The organism is Flavobacterium sp. LHD-80 (genome assembly GCF_030929605.1).
Taxonomy (GTDB): Bacteria; Bacteroidota; Bacteroidia; order Flavobacteriales; family Flavobacteriaceae; genus Flavobacterium.
The window spans coordinates 381,997-406,387 of the sequence record NZ_JAVFVS010000005.1 but is presented as its reverse complement, the minus strand read 5'-3'; the positions used below and the strand labels follow the sequence as shown (position 1 = coordinate 406,387).

The 24,391-nt window shown below is 33.4% G+C and carries 28 protein-coding genes; 11 read left to right on the top strand and 17 right to left on the bottom strand.

Features of this window, described 5'->3' with window-relative positions:
• The first annotated feature begins 92 nt into the window (after positions 1 to 92).
• The 10 genes from RB619_RS09815 to RB619_RS09770 all read left to right on the top strand — a co-directional run bounded on the left by RB619_RS09815 (position 93) and on the right by RB619_RS09770 (position 7,415).
• The gene (locus RB619_RS09815; protein WP_308096885.1) at positions 93 to 2,258 is read left to right on the top strand and encodes a TonB-dependent receptor; all 2,166 of its coding nucleotides are present in this window, start codon (positions 93 to 95) and stop codon (positions 2,256 to 2,258) included.
• 325 nt (positions 2,259 to 2,583) lie between these two features.
• On the top strand, positions 2,584 to 3,207 hold the full coding sequence (locus tag RB619_RS09810; protein ID WP_155102064.1) for a hypothetical protein: 624 nt from the start codon (positions 2,584 to 2,586) through the stop codon (positions 3,205 to 3,207).
• Positions 3,208 to 3,229: 22 nt separating this feature from the next.
• The gene (locus RB619_RS09805) at positions 3,230 to 4,588 is read left to right on the top strand and encodes a 2TM domain-containing protein (RefSeq protein WP_308096882.1); all 1,359 of its coding nucleotides are present in this window, start codon (positions 3,230 to 3,232) and stop codon (positions 4,586 to 4,588) included.
• A gap of 2 nt (positions 4,589 to 4,590) precedes the next feature.
• On the top strand, positions 4,591 to 4,893 hold the full coding sequence (locus tag RB619_RS09800) for a 2TM domain-containing protein (RefSeq protein WP_308096880.1): 303 nt from the start codon (positions 4,591 to 4,593) through the stop codon (positions 4,891 to 4,893).
• Between the two features lie 2 nt (positions 4,894 to 4,895).
• Positions 4,896 to 5,198 (top strand): 2TM domain-containing protein, encoded by a 303-nt coding sequence (locus RB619_RS09795; protein WP_308096878.1) that lies wholly within the window; start codon positions 4,896 to 4,898, stop codon positions 5,196 to 5,198.
• A 2-nt stretch (positions 5,199 to 5,200) separates the two neighbouring features.
• Complete coding sequence (locus tag RB619_RS09790) at positions 5,201 to 5,530, top strand: 2TM domain-containing protein (RefSeq protein ID WP_308096877.1); 330 nt, start codon at positions 5,201 to 5,203, stop codon at positions 5,528 to 5,530.
• Between the two features lie 2 nt (positions 5,531 to 5,532).
• Positions 5,533 to 5,838, top strand: a complete 306-nt coding sequence (locus tag RB619_RS09785) for a 2TM domain-containing protein (protein WP_308096875.1) — start codon at positions 5,533 to 5,535, stop codon at positions 5,836 to 5,838.
• An 18-nt stretch (positions 5,839 to 5,856) separates the two neighbouring features.
• Positions 5,857 to 6,225: a 2TM domain-containing protein gene (locus RB619_RS09780; protein ID WP_308096874.1), complete on the top strand. Its 369-nt coding sequence runs from the start codon at positions 5,857 to 5,859 to the stop codon at positions 6,223 to 6,225.
• 18 nt (positions 6,226 to 6,243) lie between these two features.
• Positions 6,244 to 6,612, top strand: a complete 369-nt coding sequence (locus RB619_RS09775) for a 2TM domain-containing protein (protein WP_308096873.1) — start codon at positions 6,244 to 6,246, stop codon at positions 6,610 to 6,612.
• 35 nt (positions 6,613 to 6,647) lie between these two features.
• Positions 6,648 to 7,415: a LytTR family DNA-binding domain-containing protein gene (locus tag RB619_RS09770; protein ID WP_308096872.1), complete on the top strand. Its 768-nt coding sequence runs from the start codon at positions 6,648 to 6,650 to the stop codon at positions 7,413 to 7,415.
• A 291-nt stretch (positions 7,416 to 7,706) separates the two neighbouring features.
• Here the strand turns inward: RB619_RS09770 and RB619_RS09765 are convergent, their stop codons facing one another.
• On the bottom strand, positions 7,707 to 8,732 hold the full coding sequence (locus tag RB619_RS09765) for a COX15/CtaA family protein (protein WP_308096870.1): 1,026 nt from the start codon (positions 8,730 to 8,732) through the stop codon (positions 7,707 to 7,709).
• 12 nt (positions 8,733 to 8,744) lie between these two features.
• The gene (locus RB619_RS09760; RefSeq protein ID WP_308096868.1) at positions 8,745 to 10,205 is read right to left on the bottom strand and encodes an HD domain-containing protein; all 1,461 of its coding nucleotides are present in this window, start codon (positions 10,203 to 10,205) and stop codon (positions 8,745 to 8,747) included.
• Between the two features lie 383 nt (positions 10,206 to 10,588).
• Between RB619_RS09760 and yaaA the strand changes: the two genes are divergently transcribed.
• Positions 10,589 to 11,347: a peroxide stress protein YaaA gene (gene yaaA / locus RB619_RS09755; protein WP_308096866.1), complete on the top strand. Its 759-nt coding sequence runs from the start codon at positions 10,589 to 10,591 to the stop codon at positions 11,345 to 11,347.
• A 183-nt stretch (positions 11,348 to 11,530) separates the two neighbouring features.
• Here yaaA and RB619_RS09750 read toward each other — a convergent pair whose 3' ends face one another.
• The 15 genes from RB619_RS09750 to RB619_RS09680 all read right to left on the bottom strand — a co-directional run bounded on the left by RB619_RS09750 (position 11,531) and on the right by RB619_RS09680 (position 24,389).
• The gene (locus tag RB619_RS09750) at positions 11,531 to 13,120 is read right to left on the bottom strand and encodes an MDR family MFS transporter (protein WP_308096863.1); all 1,590 of its coding nucleotides are present in this window, start codon (positions 13,118 to 13,120) and stop codon (positions 11,531 to 11,533) included.
• A 5-nt stretch (positions 13,121 to 13,125) separates the two neighbouring features.
• Positions 13,126 to 14,205, bottom strand: a complete 1,080-nt coding sequence (locus RB619_RS09745; protein ID WP_308096861.1) for an HlyD family secretion protein — start codon at positions 14,203 to 14,205, stop codon at positions 13,126 to 13,128.
• Positions 14,206 to 14,217: 12 nt separating this feature from the next.
• Positions 14,218 to 15,555 carry a TolC family protein gene (locus tag RB619_RS09740; protein ID WP_308096858.1) on the bottom strand — a complete coding sequence of 446 codons (1,338 nt, stop codon included), beginning with the start codon at positions 15,553 to 15,555 and terminating at the stop codon, positions 14,218 to 14,220.
• A complete protein-coding gene (locus RB619_RS09735) occupies positions 15,545 to 16,174 on the bottom strand; it encodes a TetR family transcriptional regulator (protein ID WP_308096856.1) in 630 nt (209 codons plus the stop codon). Before RB619_RS09735 ends, RB619_RS09740 begins: the two co-directional genes overlap by 11 nt.
• Positions 16,175 to 16,350: 176 nt before the next feature.
• A complete protein-coding gene (locus RB619_RS09730) occupies positions 16,351 to 16,689 on the bottom strand; it encodes a lipocalin family protein (protein ID WP_308096854.1) in 339 nt (112 codons plus the stop codon).
• Positions 16,690 to 16,705: 16 nt separating this feature from the next.
• A complete protein-coding gene (gene trpA / locus RB619_RS09725; protein ID WP_308096852.1) occupies positions 16,706 to 17,467 on the bottom strand; it encodes a tryptophan synthase subunit alpha in 762 nt (253 codons plus the stop codon).
• A 102-nt stretch (positions 17,468 to 17,569) separates the two neighbouring features.
• The gene (locus tag RB619_RS09720) at positions 17,570 to 18,307 is read right to left on the bottom strand and encodes a carbon-nitrogen hydrolase family protein (protein WP_308096850.1); all 738 of its coding nucleotides are present in this window, start codon (positions 18,305 to 18,307) and stop codon (positions 17,570 to 17,572) included.
• A gap of 14 nt (positions 18,308 to 18,321) precedes the next feature.
• The gene (locus RB619_RS09715; protein WP_308096848.1) at positions 18,322 to 18,639 is read right to left on the bottom strand and encodes a gamma-glutamylcyclotransferase family protein; all 318 of its coding nucleotides are present in this window, start codon (positions 18,637 to 18,639) and stop codon (positions 18,322 to 18,324) included.
• Between the two features lie 145 nt (positions 18,640 to 18,784).
• Positions 18,785 to 19,966 (bottom strand): tryptophan synthase subunit beta, encoded by a 1,182-nt coding sequence (gene trpB, locus RB619_RS09710; RefSeq protein WP_308096846.1) that lies wholly within the window; start codon positions 19,964 to 19,966, stop codon positions 18,785 to 18,787.
• A 12-nt stretch (positions 19,967 to 19,978) separates the two neighbouring features.
• Positions 19,979 to 20,611 (bottom strand): phosphoribosylanthranilate isomerase, encoded by a 633-nt coding sequence (locus tag RB619_RS09705; RefSeq protein ID WP_308096843.1) that lies wholly within the window; start codon positions 20,609 to 20,611, stop codon positions 19,979 to 19,981.
• A 164-nt stretch (positions 20,612 to 20,775) separates the two neighbouring features.
• Entirely contained in the window at positions 20,776 to 21,558 is a 783-nt protein-coding gene (gene trpC / locus RB619_RS09700) for an indole-3-glycerol phosphate synthase TrpC (RefSeq protein WP_308096840.1), read from the bottom strand.
• A gap of 80 nt (positions 21,559 to 21,638) precedes the next feature.
• Positions 21,639 to 22,631, bottom strand: a complete 993-nt coding sequence (trpD, locus tag RB619_RS09695) for an anthranilate phosphoribosyltransferase (protein ID WP_308096839.1) — start codon at positions 22,629 to 22,631, stop codon at positions 21,639 to 21,641.
• A 138-nt stretch (positions 22,632 to 22,769) separates the two neighbouring features.
• On the bottom strand, positions 22,770 to 23,174 hold the full coding sequence (locus tag RB619_RS09690; RefSeq protein WP_308096838.1) for a GNAT family N-acetyltransferase: 405 nt from the start codon (positions 23,172 to 23,174) through the stop codon (positions 22,770 to 22,772).
• 116 nt (positions 23,175 to 23,290) lie between these two features.
• Positions 23,291 to 23,857 (bottom strand): aminodeoxychorismate/anthranilate synthase component II, encoded by a 567-nt coding sequence (locus tag RB619_RS09685; RefSeq protein ID WP_308096837.1) that lies wholly within the window; start codon positions 23,855 to 23,857, stop codon positions 23,291 to 23,293.
• Positions 23,858 to 23,945: 88 nt separating this feature from the next.
• A complete protein-coding gene (locus RB619_RS09680; protein ID WP_308096835.1) occupies positions 23,946 to 24,389 on the bottom strand; it encodes a hypothetical protein in 444 nt (147 codons plus the stop codon).
• Between the last annotated feature and the right edge of the window lie 2 nt (positions 24,390 to 24,391).

The following is a 24,391-nucleotide window of genomic DNA, read 5'->3' as shown; positions in this document are numbered from 1 at the left end:
AACTCATCCTCGAAATTCTACAATTGGGTTATTATATATTTTTTAACGTTAAATGTTAAAATATATTTGCTTCATCAAAAACCAAAGATGACATGAAAACCAAATTATTTTTTACAATAAGCTTTTTATTTTTTACAGCTTTCATTTTTGCTCAAAACACTATTTCAGGAAAAGTGGTAGACCAAAAAGGAAAACCAGTTGCTGGCGCGAATATTTATATTGACGGAACTTATGATGGAGCAACAAGTTCTGAAACGGGAGATTTTTCTTTTCAAACTAGCGAAACAGGAAATAAATTTTTAGTGGTAAGTTTTTTACTTTTTGAAACTTTTAAACAAGAAATTGATGTTGCCAATTATAAAGATCAGACGATTAAATTACGCGAAAATGTTAATGCGCTTGATGCTGTTGTCATTACGGCCGGAACGTTAGAATCTGGTGACAAAGCGAGAGTTTCGGTTTTAAAACCTTTAGATATTGTTACAACTGCGGGTTCTGCGGGAAATATTATTGCGGCTTTGCAGACATTACCGGGAACGCAGAACGTTGGAGAAGATGGACGTTTGTTTGTACGTGGCGGAGAAGCCAGCGAAACGCAAACTTTTGTCGACGGAATACGTGTTGCACAGCCATACGGGGCTACAACAAATAATTTGCCTACAAGAAGCCGTTTTTCTCCTTTTTTGTTTAGCGGAATTGCTTTTTCTACAGGAGGTTATTCAGCAGAATACGGTGAAGCTTTATCAAGTGTTTTGCTTTTAAATACGCAGGATGAAGCCGATCATGAAAAAACTGATATTGGTTTAATGACCGTTGGATTGAGTTTGGCAAATACACAGAAATTCAAAAAAAGTTCGTTGAGCGTAAATATGTCCTACATCAATTTAGCGCCTTATCAAGCGGTTATTCCTCAAAATGTAGATTGGAATAATCCTTACCAATCACTTGGTGGCGAAACGGTTTACCGATACAATTTCACAAACGGAATCTTTAAATTATACGCGGCTTTTGATTCTGAGAAATTTGATTTAAATCAGAAAAACATCAATTTCGAAAATCCAATCAGAACCGACATGAACAATAATAACTTTTATTTGAATTCTTCATACAAAGGAAGTTTTGGTACCGGCTGGCAAATTACATCTGGAATTAGCTACGGTTACAGCAAAAATAAAGTAACCTACAATATTACTGATGTTGACAACAACGAAAATGCCGCACAGTTGAAATTAAAATTGCAGAAAAAAGTTTCAAACTATTTCAAATTGTCTTTTGGTACTGATTATTTCATAACAAAATTCAATGAAAATGTCGATGATAATGTTTCTATAAATGTTGCAAACGGTTACGATTCAAACATTTTTGCAGCTTATACAGAAGGTGATATTTTGTTCTCTAAAAAATTAGCAATGAAAGTAGGTTTGCGATTTTCAAATAATAGTTTGTTAGACGAAAACAATATTGCGCCAAGAGCTTCATTGGCTTACAAAGTTTCAAAAAACAGTCAGTTTTCTTTTGCTTACGGAGATTTTTCTCAAACGCCTGTTGTTGATTATATTAAATATTCAAAATACCATCAGTTTGAAAGCGAAAAAGCAAGACATTATATCTTGAATTATCAGTTTACAAAACCAGGACAAACTTTTAGAGCCGAAGCTTATTATAAAGATTACAGCAATTTGGTTCAGTACGATACGAGAGATCTTCAGTACAATTCGGTTTTTAATAACAACGGTTCGGGATATGCAAAAGGAATTGATTTGTTTTGGAGAGACAGCAATTTGTACAAAAACTTAGAATATTGGATTTCCTATTCGTATATCGATTCAGAAAGACAATATAAGAACTTTCCAACAATGGCAACGCCGAGTTTTGTGGCCAATCATAGTTTATCTGTCGTAACGAAATATTTTATTACGGATTGGAAATCACAAATCGGATTCACAAATAGTTACAGTTCAGGACGTCCGTACAACGATCCAAATCAGACGCAATTCATGAACGGAAAAACAAAATCATACAATAGTTTGAGTTTTAACTGGGCGTATTTATTGACAACACAAAAAATTCTTTATTTCTCAGTTTCAAATATTTTAGGAACACAAAACATTTTTGGATATGATTATGCAAAATTACCAGATCCAAATGGAGTGTATCAAAGACAAGCGGTAACACCAACTGCCGATAGATTTTTCTTCGTAGGTTTCTTCTGGACGATCAGCCAAGATAAAAAAGAGAATCAGTTGAAGAACCTTTAGGTGCTAAGGGACTAAGGTTCTGAGGTTCTAAGAAAAAAACTTAGTCCCTTAGCATCTTAGAACCTCAGAACCTTAAAAAAAACAATTCAGTAACCAAAATCAACAACTCAGTATCATTTAATTTTAAAGAAGAAAAAACCAACATACTTTTGAAGTATAAATTAAAAAGACGCTAAGCGGCTAAGATTCTAAGATACTAAGAAAAAAACTTAGAAACTTAGATTTCTTAAAAGCTTAGAGCTTAAAAAAAAGAGTTTTAATCATCAATAAAAAAACTTAGAATCTCAGAAACTTAGAACCTTAGTAACTTTAAAAAAAAGAAATCATGACCAAAATTATTACAATTACCACATTATTTATCTGCAGTTTATTATCAGCTCAGACACAATTTGAGCAAGGAATGGGAAAAGCTTTTGGGCTTTGGAAAGAAGGAAAAAATGCAGAAGCTTCGGCTATGTTTGAAAGAATTGCAGCAGCAGAGAAAAATAGTTATCTGCCAAATTATTATGTAGCTTTGATTAACACGACATCAGCTTTCAGCGAAAAAGATAAAACGAAAATCGATTTGTTATTGACTAAAGCTCAAGATGCATTAGATGTTGAATTTATAAAAGATCAAAACAATGCCGAGCTTTATGCTTTGCAAGCTTTAATTTATACAGCGTGGGTAGTTGCAGATCCAATGACAAACGGAATGAAATATTCGGCTAAGGTGATGGAAGCTTACGCAAAAGGAAAAGCGATCGATCCAAATAATCCAAGAATTGTTTTTGGTGAAGCTGATTACCAAATTGGCGGAGCAAAATGGTCAGGTGTTGATACAAAACCATTGTGTGCACAAGTTGACAGAGCTATTGAACTTTTTGCTACATTTAAACCTGCAACTCCTTTTTCTCCAAAATGGGGATTAGAAAGAGCTTTGGAAACTCAAAAAAATTGTAAAAAATAAAACCAATTTAAGCTGATTTAGAATGAAAGACTATAGAAGTAGCTTTGCAGATGTAAGAAGTGGAACGATAACCTGTTTCAAAATTTCTATGGTCTTTGCCATATTGTTTTCAGCATTTTTAGGTGACGATTTAAGTGTTAAAAACGTTGCAGTAACTTTTTTTGTGAGCTGTCTTTATTCTTTCGGACTCGGTTTCGGGAACGGATACATCAGTGTCTTTCTTGATAAAAAATGGGACTGGCTGGAGCACACGAATCTGAGAGTTTATTACGGAATTCTTTGTACGGTTCTTTATACAGTTCCTGTAGTTTTAGGAATAAATTATTTCATTTTTGTTGTTCTGCAGCATGTGACTTTAGATGTGTTTTTTAGTGCTAGAATGCTTTGGGTGCATCTTTTTTATATTGTAGTTTCTCTAGCAGTTTCAACTTTCCTGCAAGCCAGAAGTTTTATGGTAAAGTGGAAACAAGCTTCAAAATTTGAAATAACACAGCAAAAGATTATCGCAGGAACGGCAAATGCCCAATTCGAAAGTTTAAAAAATCAGATTGATCCGCATTTCCTTTTCAACAGCTTGAATGTTTTAAGTTCTTTGATCGAAGAAAATCCAGATAATGCACAGCGATTTACAACTTCTTTATCTAAAATTTATCGCTATGTTTTAGAGCAAAAAGATAAAGAATTAGTATCTGTTGAAGATGAATTGTCATTCGCAAAAACCTATATGAATTTGCTGAAAATGCGTTTCGAAAATAGTCTGTTTTATGAATTGCCAACAACAGATATAAATCCAGATGCAAAAGTAGTACCGCTGTCGTTACAGCTTTTATTAGAAAATACTGTAAAGCACAACGTTGTAAGTGAGCAAAAGCCTTTACACATTCGAATATTTATTGATGGAGATTATCTGGCAATCCAGAATGATTTTCAAAAGAAAGAAGTCTTGCAGGACCGAAAAGGAGTTGGACTGCAGAATATTGTAAACCGATACGGAATTGTAACGAACAGAAAAGTGGTGATTGAGCAAAATGAAGAAACGTTCACCGTTAAGATTCCGATTTTAACCAAACAAATAACAGTTATGGAAACAAGTGCAGACTATAGCGATGAAAATAAAGCTTATTTCAGAGCTAAAAAAAGAGTAGAAGAATTAAAAGGATTTTACGGAAATGTAATTTCATATTGTTGTGTGATTCCATTTTTAATTTTTATAAATTTGAGGTATTCTCCTGGATTTCAGTGGTTTTGGTTTTCGGCTTTAGGCTGGGGATTTGGAGTTGTAATGCATGCTTTTAAAGTTTTTGGATACAGCTCAGATTGGGAAGAGCGAAAAATTAGAGAGATTTTAGAGAAAGAAAACAACAAGCAAAACTGGAAATAATCATGGAACCAGATTATACTGAAACAGAACGTTACTATGAGGCTCAAAAAAGAGTAAAAGAGATTAAAGAATTTTACCAACATTTGACCGTGTTTCTTCTTTGTAATCCAATTGTAATAGTGGTAAATCTTATGACTTCTCCAGGTTATTTATGGTTTATTTGGTCTTTGTTAGGTTGGGGATTTGCAATCGTCATGCATGCAATGAAAGCTTTTAGGTTTTCTCCGGCTTTTAGCAAAGAATGGGAAGAACGAAAAATTAGAGCGCTTTTAGAAAAAGAAAACAGCAAACAAATCTGGCAATAATCATGGAACCTGATCATACTGATGCAAAACGTTATCAAAAAGCTCAAAAAAAAGTAAAAGAGATTAGAGGATTTTACGAGCACCTAACCGTTTTTATTCTTGTAACTATAATCTTGATAGTTATAAACTTAATGACTTCGCCAGAATATTTATGGTTTATATGGTGTGTTTTTGGATGGGGAATAGGAGTAGTGATACACGGGTTAAAGACTTTTGAAATTTCCCCCAGCTTCAGTAAAGAATGGGAAGAACGAAAAATAAAAGAAATTTTAGAAAAGGAAAAGAATAAACAAACTTGGAAATAGTCATGGAAACAAATTGTAATAATGACCAAGAAAAATTTGAGTTTCAACAAATCTTCAGCAAAAAAGTTGTCAAACTTAAATCCTTATATATACATGCATTTATTTATGCAATTGGGCTCATAATCTATATTTTAAAAGAATTTTACGGAGTTTCGCTTAACTTCTTTCCGATACAATATTTAAACAGTGTTGTAATGGTAATCTGGACAAGTGTATTTTTAGTATCTGTAATTGATTTGTTTGCTTCGTATAAAATCTTTGATGAAGAATGGGAAGAGCGAAAAATGAAAAGCCTTTTAGATAAAAAAGTAAAAAAACAAAAATGGGAGTAATCATGGAAGTAAATTTTAACGACGAAGACAAATATTACTTGGCAAAAAAGAAAGTCGAGAATATTAAAGGTTTTTATGGAAACTTAACGGCCTACATTTCAGTAAACATAGTTTTGATTGTTATAAATTTAATGACTTCACCAAATCATCTTTGGTTTTATTGGCCATTAATGTGGTGGGGCGTTGGAGTTCTTTTTCATGGATTGAAGGTTTTTGAATTATTTCCGGTTCTAGGAAAAGACTGGGAAGAAAAAAAGATCAAAGAGTTCATGGAGAAAGAAAAAGAGAACAAAAAAAAATGGCAATAATCCTTAAATAAAAACAAAATGGGACGCTATAGAAGACGCATGTACGAAGAATACGGACATGAATTTAAAAATGATGAACACTTTGAAATAGCATATAAAAAAGTAAAAAGGATAAAAGGTTTTTACTCGCATTTAAAAGTTTATTTGATAGTGAACATAATCCTTATTGTTACTAATATGAACAGAGATTTTCTAAGGATTAGATTTAATGAAAACGATTTTTTTGACTGGGAAACGTATTCAACTGCGATATTTTGGGGAATTGCTTTATTGATTCACGCTTTCACAGTTTTTGGACCCGAGTTATTTTTTGGATCAAACTGGGAGCAGAAAAAAATTCAGGAATACATGAATCAAGAATCGCAAAAGAGCAATAAATGGCAATAACTTTAAAAGAAATTTAAAATGGGACGTTTTAGAAGAAATGTTTTTGAAGATTATGACGAAGAATTTAGCAAAGATGAAAACTTCAATATTGCATACAGAAAAGTAAAAAGAATAAAAGGTTTTTACTCGCATTTGAGAATTTATATTATTGTAAATGCAATAATTATAATAACAAATTTGAACCGCGATATATTTGGAAAAGATATAATTTACAACGGTTTAACAGACTGGCATACATATTCTACCGCATTTTATTGGGGAATAGCATTATTAATTCATGCATTTTCGGTATTTGGACCCGATGTCTTTTTTACCAAAGATTGGGAACAAAAGAAAATCCAAAAATTTATGGAAAAAGAAGCCCAAAATACCAATAAATGGGAGTAATTTTGAATTGAATTTTCAATTTTTTAGCCAAATAAATGACCACACTAATTATAGAAGACGAAAAACCTGCAGCAAGATTATTGCAGAGAAAGCTTGAAAAACTGGATATTGCAGTAAAAACCATGCTGCATTCTGTAGAAGAATCAGTAGATTGGTTTGCAAACAACGAACATCCAGATTTGATTTTTTTGGATATCCAGCTATCGGACGGTTTGTCGTTTGAAATTTTTGAAAAAATAGATATTAAAAGCGCCATCATCTTTACAACTGCTTATGATGAATATGCCTTAAAAGCATTCAAATTGAACAGCATCGATTATCTTTTAAAACCAATTGATGAAGATGACCTTGAAGTTGCTGTTGAAAAATTTAAATTGCGACTTCCAAAAGCAGTTTCTGAAAGTTCGAATCTTCAACTGGATTTTGAGCAAATTCGTCAGATGTTGTCAAATCCTTTTGAGAAAAATTACAAAAAGAGATTTACCGTTAAAATCGGACAGCATTTAAAAGTAATTACTACAGATGAAATCGAATGTTTTTTTAGCGAAAACAAAGGAACCTACATTCATACTTTTGATAACCGAAATTATTTAATCGATTCGACTCTGGAAATTCTGGAACAAGAATTAGATATGAAGAATTTCTTTCGCGTAAGCAGAAAATTTATCGTACCGCTTCAAGCAATTAAAGAAATTCAGGTGTACACCAATTCCCGACTTAAAGTTATTTTGCCCACTTACAAAGAAGATGAGGTAATTGTAAGCCGTGAAAAAGTACAGGATTTTAAAACCTGGCTGGGATAAAAATCCAAATAAAAGGCTATCTCAAAAGGATAGTTTTTTTATAAGCTTCGGAGAAGCGAAATATTTATAGGAAAAAATAAATGTTTGCAACCTAAAGCTCCGGAGGAGCGACATATATTAGAAGAAAAAATATGTCGCTCCTCCGGAGCTTTTTTTATTTGTCTTATTGTAATTCTATAAATATTTTACCCCGCTGGGTTTTTTTACATAGAATAAATTTTATAAATATTCTGATCAGCAAAAAAGCTGTCCTAGTGTGACAGCTTTTATTATGGTTTAATATATTCGATTTTATTTACTCAATCGATGCAAGGTATACGTCATCGCGCTCAAAAGGAAAAACGCCATAATTTGGTGAATTAATCCTAAAGCTAATGGAACACTATATAATAAAGTGAAAACGCCAAGTAAAAACTGAATGAAAACAAAAGCAACTAACGTTTTTATTCCGTTTGATTGTGTACTAGTAAGCGTATATTTTTTGCTTTTGAAGAAAAGAAAAAGAATAATCCCAACAACTACATAAGCAAAAGTTCTGTGCACAAACTGAACACCACTTTTCCCTTCAATTAAATTTTTCACTAAAGTCGATTGCTCAATAAAAACCGATTCGTGAATAAATTGTCCATCGCTCATTAAAGGCCAGTGATTGTGAATTAATCCAGCGTTTAGGCCAGCAACAAATCCACCGTAAATAATCTGAATTAACAAAGCGACTAAAGCATAGCGGGCGATTGTGCGAAGCGGAATTATTTTATTGATATTTCTTTCAGGATAAATCAAATCAAGCGCCACCCAAAGTGTGTAGGCAAAAGTGATAAATGCAAAAGTCAAGTGAAGAGAAAGTCTAAAATGACTAACATCTGGATTGTCAATTAAACCAGAGCGAACCATGAACCAGCCAAGAAAACCTTGAAAAGCACCCATTCCTAAAAGCACGACACATTTTTTGATAGTATCTGTATCTAATTTCTTTTTAACTAAAAAGTAAACAAACGGAACAAAGAAAACCAAACCGATAATGCGGCCAATGAAACGGTGAAACCATTCCCAGAAATAAATGAATTTATAATCTGCTAATTGAAAATCGTTGTGAATATTGATTTTTTGATACTCAGGAAACTTCTTGTATTCGTCAAAGGCCGCTTGCCATTTAGCATCAGTTAATGGCGGAAATGTATCGGTTACCAAATGCCAGTCGGTCATTGATAAACCTGAATTGGTTAAACGTGTAATACCGCCCACGACAACCATTAAAAATAATAAAACACAACCTGATAGTAACCAAATGATTACTGATTTATTCTCTTTTTTCATTTTATTAAATACTTATTTCTCTACTTTTTTTAAGCCTAACTTTTCAGCTCTTTTAATCACAAAATCATAAGCAGCCTGATATTCATTCGGAATATCACCTTCTAAAATAGCTTCTTTTACGGCTTCTTTCAAAACTCCAATTTCGCGTGAAGGTTTTAAGTCAAACATTTCCATAATTTCTTCACCAGAAATTGGCGGTTGAAAATTACGAACATGATCGCGTTCTTCAACTTCAACAATTTTCTTGCGAACAACTTCGAAATTTTTATGATATTTCTTGAATTTTGCTGGATTCTTGGTAGTGATATCTGCTTCGCATAAAGTCATTAAACTTTCTACATCTTCGCCTGCATCAAAAACCAAACGACGAACAGCGCTGTCGGTTACAATATCCTGAGCCAAAACAATCGGACGTGAACTCATAATGACCATTTTTTGCACAAATTTCATTTTGTGATTTAATGGCATGTGCAAACGTTCAAATATTTTTTTTGCCATTTTTCCGCCTAAAAACTCATGCCCGTGAAAAGTCCAACCTTGTTTTTTATTGAAACGTTTCGTTGGTGCCTTTCCAATGTCGTGCAACAAAGCCGACCAGCGCAACCAAACATCATCTGTATTTGGGCAGATATTATCAACCACTTCAAGCGTGTGGTAAAAATTGTTTTTATGTGTATGACCTTCAACTTCTTCAACCTGATTCAGAGCTGTTAATTCAGGTAAGATCAAATCTAAAAGTCCAGTTTTATATAAAAGTAAAAATCCTGTCGAAGGTTTATCTGTAGAAAGAATTTTGTTTAATTCATCTACGATTCTTTCGCCAGAAATAATCTTTATTCTTTCGGCATTTTTTGTGATGGCATTTAGCGAATTTTCTTCAATCTCAAAATTTAATTGATTGGCAAAACGAATCGCGCGAAGCATTCGCAAAGGATCATCAGAGTACGTAATATCTGGATCCAAAGGCGTTTTGATTGTTTTGCTTTCTAAATGTGCTAACCCATTAAAAGGATCTAGAAGATCTCCAAAATTATTTTCGTTTAAAGATAAAGCCAAGGCATTGATCGTAAAATCACGACGATTTTGATCATCCTGTAAAGTTCCGTTTTCCACAATCGGATTTCGGCTGTCAAAATTATATGATTCTTTTCGGGCACCAACAAATTCAATATCTGTATCTTCAAAACGAAGCATCGCAGTTCCATAAGTTTTAAAAACTTGAACTTTTGGTTTGTTCGGAAGTAATTGAGAAACTTTAAGCGCTAATTCAATACCGCTTCCCACCGCTACAACGTCAATATCTTTTTTAGAACCTCGTTTTAAAAGCAAATCACGAACAAATCCTCCTATCACGTAGGATTCAACATTTAGTTCCTGAGAAGCTTTCGAAATAATATCGAATATTTTGTTTTGTAAAGCAGTTTTATAATTTGTTTGTATAGCCACGAATTCAATTTTTGAATAAAAATGCATTTTAAATTTAAGTATAAATAAAATGCATGCAAATTTACAACATAGAAAATGCCTATTATAATCTAAAGCTCACTTTTTTGAACAATTTCACATTTTGGAACGTCGATTTTTATGAATTGAGAAAGGGTTGCCACGAATTTCACGAATTTTCACGAATTTATTTTTTCTGCCACAGATTAAAAAGATTCGCACAGATTTTTTTAATCCTTTAAATCCTGTAATCTGCGGCAAAAAATATAACAATTTGCGCAAAAGAATAATTAGTGCAAATTAGTGTAATTCGTGGCGAAAAAAATCATTTATAATGTCATAAAACAAATCAATTGCAATCTCTAATTTTTAAAAATTCAATTTGTATTTTTGAATCATACAAAAAAGCACAAATGAAAATAGTTATATCGCCAGCGAAGTCCTTAAATTTTGAAAAAGAATTACCAACTGCACAATATACAGAACCGCATTTTTTAAAAGAAGCACGCGTGGTTCATAAAGTAGTAAAACAAAAAAAGCCCTCTGAATTATCTGAATTAATGTCGATTTCAGACAAACTAGCCGATTTAAATTGGAAGCGAAATCAAGATTGGAAAACTCCTTTTACGCCTGAAAATGCGCGTCCAGCGGTTTATACTTTTGATGGAGATGTTTATACGGGTTTAGATGCTTATTCAATTCCGTTAGAGAAATTAGATGTTTTGCAAGATAAATTAAGAATCTTGTCTGGACTTTATGGTCTTTTGAAACCATTAGATTTAATGCAAGCTTATCGTCTAGAGATGGGAACAAAAATGCCAGTGGGAGAATCTAAAAATCTTCATGAATTTTGGAAACCTACAGTTACAAAAGCGCTAAATAAAGAACTAAAAAAAGGCGAGTTATTTGTGAATTTAGCAAGCAATGAATATTTTTCTGCGGTTGATGTAAAAGCATTAAAAGTTCCTGTAATTACTCCAGATTTCAAAGATTACAAAGACGGAAAATTAAAAATGATCAGTTTCTTTGCGAAAAAGGCGAGAGGAATGATGGTTCGTTATATAATCGACACAAATGCTGAAACAATAGACGATTTAAAAGGTTTCAATTACGAAGGATATCAATTTGATGCGAATCTTTCAAAAGGAAATCATTTGGTTTTTACGAGATAGCTTTTTTAAGATGCTAAGGTTCTAAGTTTCTAAGATTCTAAGTTTTTTAACCGCAAAGTTAGCAAAGTTAGTAAACTGAAAACTGCGATTGAATACTGCCACTGATAACTGTGACTATAAAAAACAAACGCCGAATTCTAAATGATGAATTCGGCGTTTTTGCGTATTATAAAATTATTATTATTAATGCATTGCGTCGGCTGCATTAATCTTGTTCTTTCCTTTTTTAATAAAAAGGATGATTGGGATACAGCATAAGAACATAATTCCCAAATACATGAAAATATCCATGTACGCCATTACGGTGCTTTGTTTCAAAATAGAATAGTCTATTGCCTGATAAGCTTTTTTTAGTGCGACATCTGCACTATATCCTTTAGACATAAAAGCATGCTGCATTCCTGTAATTCGTTGTTGTACATCGTATTTTGCAGGATCTAAATTATTAATTAGATTTACTCTGTGTTCCTGACTAAAACGTGTTATAAAAGTGGTAATAATAGCAATACCAAAAGAACCACCTAATTGTCTCATCATTCCGGTAAAGGCTGCACCTTCACCAATATGTTTTCCTTTTAAAGTCGAAAGTGAAAGTGTTGTAATAGGAACGAAAAGCAATCCTAAACCAATTCCTCTCAAAATTAAAGGCCAATACATATGCTCTACACCAGTATCTGGTGTCATTCGGGTTTGCATCATGAAAGTGAAGAAGAAGAAAATTAAAAATCCAACTCCAACCATGTATCCTTGCGGAACACCTTTCTGAATCATATTACCCACAAATGGCATCATGATCGCTGTTGTAATCGATCCCGGAATTAATAATAATCCGGCATCAGTTGCGGTCCATCCTAAAATAGATTGCGTGTAAATCGGGATAATCAATGTTGATCCGTACAAACCAAAACCAAGAATAAAACACATTATAGTTCCAATTCTTAAATTTCCGTCTTTTAAAACACTTAAGTTTACGATAGGATAGTCATATGTAAGCTCTCTCCAAATAAATAAAACTAAACCTAATACCGTAACAACACTTAAGATTACAATTGTAGAATCGTTAAACCAATCATCTTGCTGTCCGTGTTCTAAGACGAATTGTAAAGAACCAATAAAAGCACTCAATAAAATAATTCCCCACCAGTCAACCTGATTTGCTTTTAATTTTTCACCATATTTCGGGCTTCTAACAAAAGTTAAAGCCAAAATAGTAGCAATAATTCCTAATGGAATATTGATATAAAAAATATAAGGCCAAGAATAATTATCTACTAAATACCCCCCTAAAGGCGGACCTAAAGTTGGACCTACAATTACACCCATTCCGTAAATAGCCTGTGCCATTCCACGTTTTGCTACGGGGTAACTTTCGGTAATAATCGTTTGGGCTGTTACAAGTAATGCTCCACCGCCCATACCTTGTACGAATCGGAAGGCTACGAGTTCCCAAATATTACTGGCGTTACCACACAAAAAGGAGCAGACCGTAAATATTATGATAGAAGCCACAAAATAATTACGTCTTCCAAATTGCTGTGATAGCCAGCTCGTCATCGGAATTACAATAACATTCGCAATTGCGTATGCTGTAATAACCCACGCCACATCGGTCAAAGTTGCCCCAAGGCTTCCTCGCATGTCTGTCAGCGCTACGTTTACAATCGTTGTATCTACAATTTCCAGCAATGCACAAAGTACTGCCGTAATCGTAATGATCACACGTCTGTAGCCGTATTCTACTAAATCGTCGTCTGCTTGTACTGCTGTTGCCATTTATATTATTTCAAATGTACGTCTACATCAACATTCATTCCTGGGCGTAATAATTTTACTTTTTCAGGATCGTTTGTAGGATCTAAACTAATTTTTACCGGTAATCTCTGAATTGTTTTTACGAAGTTTCCTGTAGCATTATCAGGAGGAAGTAATGAAAAACGAGATCCTGTAGCTGGAGAAAATGAAGTTACAATTCCTTTGAATTCGTAATTAGGATATGCATCAACTTTTAAGCTTACTTTTTGTCCCACAACCATTTTGTTTAATTGTGTTTCTTTAAAGTTAGCTACAACCCAAGCTTCGTTGTTATTGATAATATAAAATAAAGATTGTCCTGGCTGAACCAATTGTCCTGGCTGAATATCAACTTTAGAAACCTGACCGTCAATCGCCGCAGTTACAACAGTATAAGTAAGATTCAATTTTGCAACATCAAGCATAGTTTGTGCTTTTTTGATGTTAGCTGCTGCAACCTCAGTTTGTTTGTCTGAAACTTTAGATTTTGACTGAATTACAGATTTTTGGTAAGAAGTTGCTTTTTGTTGTTGCTCTAAAACGCGTACTTGATTTTCAGCTTCTTCTTTTGCAGTCAAAGCCTGCTCATATTGTTGTTTTGTAATGGTGTGCGTTTTGTATAAATTGTTATAACGGTTGTAATCGTTTGTCAACTGTCTCAATCTGATTTTTGCACTTTCAATAGAACCACTTGCAGATCTCATTTGAGCATCAGAAACATTAATGCTTGCATACGCACTTCCAATATCAGCTTTAGCAGCCTCAAATTGACCTTCAGCAGCTAATAAAGCAGCATTTGCTTCATCAATTTTTAATTGATAATCTCTCTTATCGATAGTAAATAAAGTATCTCCTTTTTTTACATAATCATTATCTTTCACATAAACTTTACTGATATATCCTGATACTCTAGGAATAATCGGATTCATTTTTTTCTCGATTTGAGCATCATCCGTTTCTTCGTGCGCCTGAGAGTGTAAGTATTTTGATATTCCGTAAGTTCCTCCCACTAAAACCAAAACGGTTAGTATGATGATGAATTTTTTATTTGTCTTTTTCTTTTCCATGAGAGCTATCGATTATATTTTAGAAAGATTGAATGATTGTGAAATTTGTCCTGTTGCCGTAAGCAATTCGTAATACTTTTGAATGATATTGGCTTTTGATAATGCTTTGTTAATTTGGGTACTTAATTGATCTACGTCTGCTTCAAGTAAATCATTTGTGTCAGATAAGCCGTTATCGTATTTGTCTTTTACAAGACGATAATTTTCAGATGCCTGAGCTACAGCTTGTTCAAAAACAGCATCTTGGCTAATTGCTAAATCATAATCTTCAGCTGCTTTTTGAACTTGTACTTTAATATGATCAGTCAAAATTTCTTCAGAATGTTTAACTTCTTCAGATTTGCTTTCAGCCACTTTAACATTGTTGTTGTTTTTTATTAAACCAGACAAGTCATAAGAAAGTCCAACTCCAACATTAGTTAAATTGGTAGCGTTTACAAAGTTTTTAACATCTAATAAAGCATAACCACCTAAAAGAACAATTGAAGGATAGTAGCTACTTTTAGCAATCTTTATATTGTTTTCGCTAGCTTTACTCTGTAATCGTACAGACTCTAAATCTTTTCTGTTTTCTAGAGCAATTTGTGTGTCAGATTGTAAAACACGAGGTTCAAATCGAGTTAAATCTGCTTCATTAACAGCAATTTTAGTATTTGGGTCCATTTTAAGAAGGGTTACCAAATAATAATTTGTAATACTCACATTGTTTTTAGCTTCATCAACCAATAATTGAACTCTCGAAAGTTGCAATTGAGCTTTTAAAAGATCATTTTTTGGGATGATGCCGTTTTTCTCCAACTCAATAAAATCGGTTACACGTTGTGCTGAACTTTTTTTGTTTTCCTCTAATAATTCAAGACTTTTTTGTGCTTTATATAAGTTGGTATAATATTGTACCGTACGTAAAGCAACATCTTCTTTAGTTTTTACTGCATTAGCACTTTCTGCTAAGTACATATTATTACGAAGGTCAACATTATTCTGAATTTTAAATCCAGAAAAAAGTGGCATTGTAACTCCTGCTTGAGCAAAAACAACTTGATTCATTTTTGGTGCAGGTCCTGCAGAAGGATCAGAAGAATCACTAGATTGTGATTCCATATGAATATTTGCTGTTGGAAAATATTGATATTGTGACGACAATTTAAGATCAGGGTACTGAGTATCTTTTGCGGTTTGCAATTCATATTTTTTTGAGTTTACCTTAGAGTTGGCTAGCGAAGATTCACTACTCTTTTCCCAAGCCATTTTAACGGCTTCGTCTAAGGTTAAACTTGTTTTTTCTTGTGCTTCTATTGAAGATATTCCGATAAAGAAAACTCCAAAGAGCATTAATTGACTAATTTTCATAAACAAGTAGCGCTTTTATAGTTTGTTGAATGTGCTTTGTGAGACTGGTTTTTATGTAATTGTTATACATTTCTTCGGTTTTCAGATCCAGTAATTCTTCGAAGAAAAATTTATTCATGTGAAAATGAAAATAAGTACCAATAATTGTTGGTGTGATTAACGGAATGATGACATCTTTCCTGAAAACACCTTGAGACTGGCCTTGTTTTATGATCGTTTCAACAGATTTTAAATTTTCTTTTTTTAATTCTGAAAAGGCAATTAGACTTTTTTCGATCTTTTTTGAGGTAAGTTCAAAATGTAAAACTCTGAAAATGCCTTTGTTACAACTGATTCTGTTAATGTAAATTTCGATTAATTTATTGACTTTTTCAAGCGGTTCGATATTTTCCTGCAATAAATTTTCTAGTTGTAGTTTTAAATCAGAAGTTTTGTAGATAATTAAAGATTCCAAAAGTCTTTCTTTCGAACCAAAATAATACGAAACCATTGCAATGTTAATTTTTGCATGTTTTGAAATGTCCCGTATAGAAGTCCCTTCAAATCCCTTCTCTGAAAATAGCTTTTCAGCAACTTCTAGAATCTGAATTTTTTTATCATTAAGTTCGATGTGTGACATGGTATTGTTTCTAATCGAATACAAAATTAAACACTTGTTTAATTTAAACACTTGTTTAATTTTATTTTAACATAATATTAACATAAAACGGTTTCGATAGTTTCGAGCAAAAAAAAGCTGAAATACTAATGTGTTTCAGCTTTTTCTTTTAAAATATTTATAACTATTTGTCAATTTTAAAATTTGACATATCTAATAACTTTGTTTTCTTTAATATTAAATAATTCCATTTCAGAATCATTTAACTTCACAATCTTGAAATCAGAGTCTTGATTTTTAAATTTCATAATGATAATGTTATTTTTTAAGCTATAGTTAAAAACGTCCTTTTCTATAGTTTTGCCATGAGATATAAATTCACGAATCAATAAATTATCTTTAGTAAAAGTTGTTTTATCTTCGATGTTTTTATCAAGATCTTTCATTTTCCAACTTCCAATTAATTTATCAGTTTGAATTTCGTGACATGAACTTATTGAGATAAATAAAACGGTAGCGATTAAATATTTTACCATTTTCATTTGAATTTAATTATCGAATCCCTCCAACAAATTCCTCAATTTTCCCACTTCCACTTTCACTCAAATGCTTAATAAAAGCACTTCCAATAATAGCGCCTTTTGCATATTTAGTAGCTTGAGTAAAAGTTTCTCTATTCGAAATTCCGAAACCTACGATTTGAGGGTTTTTCAAATTCATGTTTCCAATTCTTTCGAAATAATCTTCCTGAACATTTCCAAAACCCGATTGAGAACCCGTCACACTCGCAGAACTTACCATATAAATAAATCCGTTTGAAACGCTGTCGATAAAACGGATACGTTCATCTGAAGTTTGCGGTGTAATTAAAAACACGTTTATTAAACCGTATTTTTCGAAAATAGCTTTGTATTCATCTGCATAAACATCAACCGGAAGATCCGGAATAATTAAACCGTCAATTCCAATTTCGGCACATTTTGCACAAAAAGCTTCAACGCCGTATTGCAACATCGGATTAAAATATCCCATAATAATCAGCGGAATTTTTACGCTTTCGCGGATGTTCTTCAACTGATCAAAAAGAATTTGAGTTGTCATTCCGTTATGAAGTGCTGCTGTAGAACTCGCCTGAATTGTCGGTCCATCTGCCAAAGGATCGCTGAAAGGAAGTCCGATTTCAATCAAATCAACTCCGTTTTTTTCTAAATCCTGAATAATTTGAACGGTATCATTCAAACTTGGATATCCGGCAGAAAAATAAATAGAAAGTATCTTTTTATCTTCTTGTAATTTTTGAGTTATTCTGTTCATTTTAATATCTTTTATTTTTCCTGCAAGGTTTTCAAAACCTTGTAGGTGTTTTTTTAATGTATTTATACCTACAAGGTTTTGAAAACCTTGCAGGAATTTCTGCTATGTAACTATGATTTGACTTCTCCAATTATCATTGTAATTTTCAACCAATAATAATCCAGAATCTGAGTCGTTCATTTGCCCAACAAGTTCGCCTTTATTATTCCAAAAAGCGCTTTGTCCTGCCGAAGGTGATCCCCAAGATTCTCCACTAAAATTTGACATTAAAACATTCATTTTATGTTTTTCGGCATAATTTTGCAAATCTCTGTACGCATTCGGAATTCCGTTTGGAGAAAAGAAAATACTGGCAATATAAATATCAGTTTCTTTTTTAGATGCATTTTCTGGATGTAACGGATTATCAATATCAGCGCAAATCGCAAACGAAATCTTTTGATTTTCAATCGTAATCATCGGATTATAATCAAATGTGGATTCAAAAAAATCATCTTCGCCTTCATGTAAAAACTGTTTTGTATAAACAGAAACCGAATTATCTGGAGCAATAACAAATTCACCAATAAATAACTCCGATTCAATTTCGATTGGAGCGCCGGCAATAATTGTAATATTATTTTCAGAAGCCAATTTTCTCAAATGATCCAAACGAGAATCGTCTTTTTTAAAAGCTAATTTTTGCGCATCAGCTCTTTCATAACCGGTAATTGACATTTCTGGAAAAGCAATTAATTGCGCTCCATTTTCCACCGCCAATTCGATGAGATTATAATGATCAGTTAAATTGCGCTCAATATTTCCTCGGGTTGGTTTTGTTTGTGCTGCCGCTAGAATCATTTTTAATTCAATTATTAATTTTCCATGTAAATCCACGCCACAGTTCCAGATTTCAATGTCACTTGAACTCTTTTGTAAGCGTTAGATTCAAATAAATCAACTTTGGCTAAATCTGCCAAAGTAACATTGAAAACAACTCCATGTATAATTTCCGAAGGATTTTCACTTGCTACTGCGACAACATAATCTGCCATTCCAAATTCTTCTTCAATTTGCAGGCTTTTTAGTTTGTAGCCCAGCAATTTGTCTGCAGTTCCCGTTAATACTTTATTGAAAACCTGCATTTGAATTTGTTTTGAACGTAAGGTTCCGTATGAGAATAACTGTTCCATAATTATTATTTTTCTCGTTATTTGTTTGCGTTAGGGATGGGAGCGGTATCTCCCGATTTAGAAAAACAAGGCTTTTTAGCCGTAGTTTTTGTTAATCGGGAATATAGCGGACAGCCCGCCCGAAGGGAACGCCCAATTTACGATTTTACAATTTAAAGTAATCAATATAGTTGTCTAAATCTTTATCGCCACGTCCAGAAAGACTGATCACGACAACATCTGTTGGTTTGAATTTCTTTTGATCTAAAACTGCAAATGCGTGCGCGCTTTCAATTGCCGGAATTATTCCTTCTAATTTTGTCAATTGCAAACCAGCGTTCATCGCATCATCATCGGTTACAGAGAAAAATTCACCGCGTCCTGTTTGTGCCAAATGCGCGTGCATTGGACCAACTCCAGGATAATCAAGTCCTGCAGAAATTGAATAAGGTTCTGTAATTTGTCCGTCAGGCGTTTGCATTAAAAGCGTTTTGCAACCGTGAATAACACCTACTTTTCCTAATTTACTGGTTGCAGCACTGTGTCCGCTGTCGACACCTTTTCCTGCTGCTTCAACAGCTATAATTCCAACTTCAGGCTCATGTAAAAAGTGATAATACGTTCCTGCAGCATTACTTCCGCCACCAATACAAGCGACTACATAATCAGGATTTTCACGTCCTTCTTTTTCTTTTAATTGCCATTTTATTTCCTGGGAAATAATACTTTGAAAACGTGTCACCATATCTGGATAAGGATGCGGTCCAATCGCCGATCCGATAATATAATGTGTGTCAACCGGATTATTAATCCAATCACGAATGGCTTCGTTCGTCGCATCTTTTAAGGTTCTTGAACCCGAAAGTGCCGGACGAACTTCTGCGCCTAACATTTTCATACGAGCTACGTTTGGTGCTTGGCGTGCAATGTCAATTTCGCCCATATAAACGATACATTCAATTCCCATTAATGCACAAACTGTTGCTGTTGCTACACCGTGCTGACCCGCTCCAGTTTCGGCAATGATTCTTTTTTTGCCTAAACGTTTTGCTAATAAAATTTGCCCAATTGTGTTGTTGACTTTATGCGCTCCGGTGTGATTTAAGTCTTCTCTTTTTAAGTAAACTTTGGTATTGTATTTTTCAGATAAACGCTTCGCAAAATACAATGGACTAGGGCGCCCAACGTAATCTTTCAGCAATTGGTTGAACTCGGCTTTAAAATCTGGTTCATCCATTATTTTTAGATATTTTTGACGTAATTCTTCTACGTTTGGATACAGCATTTCAGGAATGAAAGCGCCACCAAATTCTCCGTAATATCCTTTTTCGTTGACATTAAAATTCATTTTATTCCAATTTTAAAAGTTGGCAACATCAAATTTTCGTTTGAAATTGCTTAATAGATTTTTGTTTTTAAGCCCCGGTTCGATTTCAAATTTACTATTTACATCGACAGCATAAATAGGTAAATTGCTTTTTGAAATTTCTTCAATGGCTTTTAATTCATTTATTCCGATACCGCCACTTAAAAAGAAGGGTTTATCAGATTTGTATTTTTTTAATATCGTCCAATCGAACGTTGTTCCGTTTCCGCCTGGAAGTTTGCCTTTTGTGTCAAATAGAAAATAATCGCAGACTGCTTCAAAAGGTTTTATAACTTCAAAATCAAAATTTTCGTCAGCTGAAAATACTTTTATGATTTCGATTTTCTTTGGCAATTTATTTTTTAATTCTGATAAAAAATCAACCGATTCTTTTCCGTGTAATTGAACGGCTTGTAAATTATATTTTGTTACTTTTTCCAGAATTTCTTCCTGAGTTTGATCTACAAAAACACCTACTTTTTTGATGGTTCCGATCAATTCCGGAATTGTTCCGTTAAAATATCTAGCGGATTTTTCCCAGAAAATAAATCCCATATAATCGGGTAGGAGTGCGCCTACTTCGAGAATGTTTTCGGGATATTTCATGCCGCATATTTTGAGTTTCATTTCGTTGTGGTTTTTTAACGCAAAGTGCGCTAAGATTTTTTTTATTTTGATTGCGTTTAAAAACGCAAAGTTCGCAAAGCTTTGTGTTTGTTTTTTTGCCACGAAGGCTCGAAGACACAAAGTTTTTTCTAATTCTTATCCGTGCTAATTCGTGAAATTCGTGTTTATTGTAAGCTTTTAATAAATTCTGTTGCTGCATTACCAGCATTGTCGGTTTTCATGAAGTTTTCTCCAATTAAAAAACCTTTGTAACCGTAAGGTTTTAGTTCGCGAATGGCTTCGATTGATGAAATACCGCTTTCTGAAACTTTTACAAAATCATCTGGAATTTGTGATGCCAATTCTTTGCTGAAATCTAAGCTAACTTCAAATGTTTTTAAATTTCTGTTGTTTACACCAATCATATCTAAACTCGGCATAATTGATTTTTCTAATTCTTCTTGATTGTGTACTTCCAATAGAACTTCTAGACCTAAATTCTTTGCAAATTCAGATAAAGATTTTATCTCTTCACGTGTTAAAACTGCTGCAATCAATAAAATTAAATCGGCTCCGTGGGCTTTTGCTTCTAGAATTTGATATTCATCGACAATAAATTCTTTTCGCAAAAGCGGAATATTTACTGAAGCTCTTGCCAAAAGTAAATCGTCTAAAGAACCTCCAAAATATTTGGAATCGGTTAAAACCGAGATTCCGCAAGCGCCTGCATTTTCGTAGCCTTTAACCACTTCTTCAACTGTAAAATTGTTATTTATGATTGATTTTGAAGGAGAACGACGTTTGTGTTCGGCAATAATTCCCGAATTGCTTTCTCTCAATTTCTGACTAAGAGAAATGGTTTGTTTTCCAAAAAATACTGAAGCCTCCAATTGCGAAATCGGAATGATGGATTTCTTCAGTACTACTTCTCGTTGTTTATCAAATATTATTTTATCTAAGATGTTCATTGTTTATTTTGTTTCAGGTTTCAAGTTTCAGGTTCGCTCCAACAACTTGAAACTTGAAACCTGAAACTTGAAACAATTTTTTACTTGCTTAATTCCTGTAATGTCTGTAATGCTTTCAATCCTTTTCCAGACAATAAACTTTCCTTTGCCAATTCGAATCCTTCTAAAGATGAACATTTTGTAACCGTTGCAATTGCCATTGCAGCATTGGCACAAACTACATTATTCTGTGCTTCGTTTCCTTTTCCTGAAATAATACTCGTGAAAATTTCAGCCGATTCCTCGATGGTTTTTCCGCCTTCAATTTCTGTTTGTGATAATAGACGAACACCAAAATCTTCGGGTTTCAACATGCCTTCCATATGACTTGTTATGATTTTTGTTGGACCAGTTAAAGAAATTTCGTCGTAACCATCAAGCGAATGAAGTATTGTAAAGTTGGTATCGGTGTTTTGATATAAATAAGCATACATTCTCGCTAATTCTAAATTGAAAACACCAACCAATTGATTCTGTGGAAATGCCGGATTTACCATTGGTCCCAACATATTAAAGAATGTTTTTACAGCCAATTCTTTACGGATTGGTCCAACATTTTTCATCGCTGGGTGAAATAGGGGAGCGTGTAAAACACAAATTCCGGCTTGATCAATACATTTTTCTAAAAATGAAGGATCGTTGCTGAATTTAATTCCCATTTTTTCCATAACGTTGCTCGATCCTGAAATGGATGAAACACCGTAATTTCCATGTTTTGCTACTTTAATTCCGGCTCCAGCTGAAACAAAAGAAGCTAAAGTCGAAATGTTGAAAGTGTCTTTTCCGTCACCGCCAGTTCCGCATAAATCGATTGTATTATACGCTGCTAAATCAACGCGAATACACAATTCTAATAAAGCTTCACGAAAACCCGAAAGTTCATCAATTGTTATGCTTCGCATCATATATACGGTCAAAAATGCCGAAATCTGACTCGGATTGTATTGTCCGCTTGAAATATTAATCAAGACATCTTTAGCCTCTTCTTTAGAAAGCACTTCGTGGTTGATTAATTTGTTTAATATAGTTTTCATTTTTTTTAAGATTCTAAGTTGCTAAGATTCTGAGATACTAAGTTTTTTTGTTTGAGGTTTCAAGTTTCAAGTTTCATGTTAATTCTGCGACTGAAAACTGCGACTGAATACTAAAAAACTAACCACTGATTACTTTTTTTAATGTTCATTTCCCTGATAAATCCACATTGGTTCTGTTTTTCCTGCTCTTTCAAAACCGTTCTTTTTATAAAAATCAACCGATTTTCCGTCGGCGGTTAGCATTTGCATGTGAAAGTGGCTGTATTTCTCCTGCATTTTATCCAAAATTAATTTTCCAATTCCTTTTCCCTGATATTCCGGAAGAACCAATAAATGTGGATAATAAACAGTCAAAAATCCATCAGAAATTGCATTCCCAAGTCCGACTAATTTTTTTCCTTCCCAAGCCGTAATTAAAGTTTCCGAATTTAAAAGGCCATTATACAATTCATTTGGTTTGCTGGCCGAACTCCATTCATTTGCTTTATATAAAACTAAAATATCTTCAATATTGATTTCTCGAGTTTCTGAAAGTGTAATCATTTTTTTAAAGTTGCTAAGGTTCTAAGATGCTAAGGTTTTTAGTTTTGTTTCAGGTTTCAAGTTTCAGGTTTCATGTTCCAACAAACTTGAAACCTGAAACTTGAAACAAAATTTAACTAAGACTTTATCCAATTCTCTAAAATCCTTTTTCCGTTAGGAGTTAAAACACTTTCAGGGTGAAATTGAACGCCTCTTACATCAAAAGTTTTGTGTCTTAAAGACATGATTTGTCCATTTTCATCAATAGAAGTAGCTTCTAAAGCTTCTGGTAAATTCGCGTCAACAACCCACGAATGGTATCTTCCCACTTCAAATTCAGATCCTAAACCTTCAAACAAAATTTCATCTGAAACTACAGTTTTTACATTTGTAGCAACTCCGTGATATACTTTGTCAAGATTTGAAAGCGTTCCTCCAAAAACTTCTCCTATAGCTTGTTGTCCTAAACAAACGCCAAGAATACTTTTTGTTGGCGCATATTTTTCGATTACCGCTTTTAATAAACCAGCTTCATCTGGAATTCCTGGACCCGGTGAAAGCAAGATTTTTTCGAAAGATGCGATTTCGTCAATTTCGAATTCGTCGTTTCTATAAACGGTTACTTCGCAGTTCAAATCTTCTAAATAGTGCACTAAATTGTAAGTGAAACTATCGTAATTGTCTATAACTAATATTTTTTTCATTGTGTTGTTTTGTTTCAAGTTTCAGGTTTCAAGTTTTAGGTTCCAACAACTTGAAACCTGAAACAAAGAAAACCTGAAACAAAATTTTTTATTTTTCTCGAACGTATTTTTCAGTAATAATGCGGTCGATTCCTAATTTCTCTACTTTTTCTACTCCTTTTTGAGTTAGGGTATCGTTTTTAACTTTTACTACAAACTCAAATTTGCCATTTTCCCATTGACGGTTATTGAAATATTCTAAATTTTCTGTGTAAACACTATCTTTCAAAGTATATTTTCCGCCTCCGCCAAAGAAAACTGCATTTGTAGAATCTTTGCCGTTATGTAAATCATGATTGAAAAAAGCAAAATGCGTATCATTTATAATCTTAATCATTTTTGTTTTTGGATTGAAAGTCGAAAACGTTGAATCTTTTTCTGTTGTTTCTGCTGCTATAAGTCGCCAGGTTCCTTTAATAGGATTCTCTTTTTTCTCAGAATTACAAGAGGTTAGCGTAATGATTAAAATAAAAATTGATACTGCTTTTTTCATGA

What these genes read in the sequence shown, in the direction of transcription:
- RB619_RS09815 (WP_308096885.1), top strand. Translation starts at nt 93, where the DNA reads ATGAAAACCAAATTATTTTTTACAATAAGCTTTTTATTTTTTACAGCT.
- RB619_RS09720 (WP_308096850.1), bottom strand. Translation starts at nt 18,307, where the DNA reads ATGATTCTAGCGGCAGCACAAACAAAACCAACCCGAGGAAATATTGAG.
- RB619_RS09800 (WP_308096880.1), top strand. Translation starts at nt 4,591, where the DNA reads ATGGAACCAGATTATACTGAAACAGAACGTTACTATGAGGCTCAAAAA.
- RB619_RS09775 (WP_308096873.1), top strand. Translation starts at nt 6,244, where the DNA reads ATGGGACGTTTTAGAAGAAATGTTTTTGAAGATTATGACGAAGAATTT.
- RB619_RS09690 (WP_308096838.1), bottom strand. Translation starts at nt 23,174, where the DNA reads ATGATTACACTTTCAGAAACTCGAGAAATCAATATTGAAGATATTTTA.
- RB619_RS09735 (WP_308096856.1), bottom strand. Translation starts at nt 16,174, where the DNA reads ATGTCACACATCGAACTTAATGATAAAAAAATTCAGATTCTAGAAGTT.
- RB619_RS09680 (WP_308096835.1), bottom strand. Translation starts at nt 24,389, where the DNA reads ATGAAAAAAGCAGTATCAATTTTTATTTTAATCATTACGCTAACCTCT.
- RB619_RS09730 (WP_308096854.1), bottom strand. Translation starts at nt 16,689, where the DNA reads ATGGTAAAATATTTAATCGCTACCGTTTTATTTATCTCAATAAGTTCA.
- RB619_RS09715 (WP_308096848.1), bottom strand. Translation starts at nt 18,639, where the DNA reads ATGGAACAGTTATTCTCATACGGAACCTTACGTTCAAAACAAATTCAA.
- trpC (WP_308096840.1), bottom strand. Translation starts at nt 21,558, where the DNA reads ATGAACATCTTAGATAAAATAATATTTGATAAACAACGAGAAGTAGTA.
- yaaA (WP_308096866.1), top strand. Translation starts at nt 10,589, where the DNA reads ATGAAAATAGTTATATCGCCAGCGAAGTCCTTAAATTTTGAAAAAGAA.
- RB619_RS09780 (WP_308096874.1), top strand. Translation starts at nt 5,857, where the DNA reads ATGGGACGCTATAGAAGACGCATGTACGAAGAATACGGACATGAATTT.
- RB619_RS09705 (WP_308096843.1), bottom strand. Translation starts at nt 20,611, where the DNA reads ATGAAACTCAAAATATGCGGCATGAAATATCCCGAAAACATTCTCGAA.
- RB619_RS09770 (WP_308096872.1), top strand. Translation starts at nt 6,648, where the DNA reads ATGACCACACTAATTATAGAAGACGAAAAACCTGCAGCAAGATTATTG.
- RB619_RS09745 (WP_308096861.1), bottom strand. Translation starts at nt 14,205, where the DNA reads ATGGAAAAGAAAAAGACAAATAAAAAATTCATCATCATACTAACCGTT.
- trpB (WP_308096846.1), bottom strand. Translation starts at nt 19,966, where the DNA reads ATGAATTTTAATGTCAACGAAAAAGGATATTACGGAGAATTTGGTGGC.
- RB619_RS09685 (WP_308096837.1), bottom strand. Translation starts at nt 23,857, where the DNA reads ATGAAAAAAATATTAGTTATAGACAATTACGATAGTTTCACTTACAAT.
- RB619_RS09765 (WP_308096870.1), bottom strand. Translation starts at nt 8,732, where the DNA reads ATGAAAAAAGAGAATAAATCAGTAATCATTTGGTTACTATCAGGTTGT.
- RB619_RS09810 (WP_155102064.1), top strand. Translation starts at nt 2,584, where the DNA reads ATGACCAAAATTATTACAATTACCACATTATTTATCTGCAGTTTATTA.
- RB619_RS09740 (WP_308096858.1), bottom strand. Translation starts at nt 15,555, where the DNA reads ATGAAAATTAGTCAATTAATGCTCTTTGGAGTTTTCTTTATCGGAATA.
- trpD (WP_308096839.1), bottom strand. Translation starts at nt 22,631, where the DNA reads ATGAAAACTATATTAAACAAATTAATCAACCACGAAGTGCTTTCTAAA.
- RB619_RS09785 (WP_308096875.1), top strand. Translation starts at nt 5,533, where the DNA reads ATGGAAGTAAATTTTAACGACGAAGACAAATATTACTTGGCAAAAAAG.
- RB619_RS09805 (WP_308096882.1), top strand. Translation starts at nt 3,230, where the DNA reads ATGAAAGACTATAGAAGTAGCTTTGCAGATGTAAGAAGTGGAACGATA.
- trpA (WP_308096852.1), bottom strand. Translation starts at nt 17,467, where the DNA reads ATGAACAGAATAACTCAAAAATTACAAGAAGATAAAAAGATACTTTCT.
- RB619_RS09795 (WP_308096878.1), top strand. Translation starts at nt 4,896, where the DNA reads ATGGAACCTGATCATACTGATGCAAAACGTTATCAAAAAGCTCAAAAA.
- RB619_RS09790 (WP_308096877.1), top strand. Translation starts at nt 5,201, where the DNA reads ATGGAAACAAATTGTAATAATGACCAAGAAAAATTTGAGTTTCAACAA.
- RB619_RS09760 (WP_308096868.1), bottom strand. Translation starts at nt 10,205, where the DNA reads ATGCATTTTTATTCAAAAATTGAATTCGTGGCTATACAAACAAATTAT.
- RB619_RS09750 (WP_308096863.1), bottom strand. Translation starts at nt 13,120, where the DNA reads ATGGCAACAGCAGTACAAGCAGACGACGATTTAGTAGAATACGGCTAC.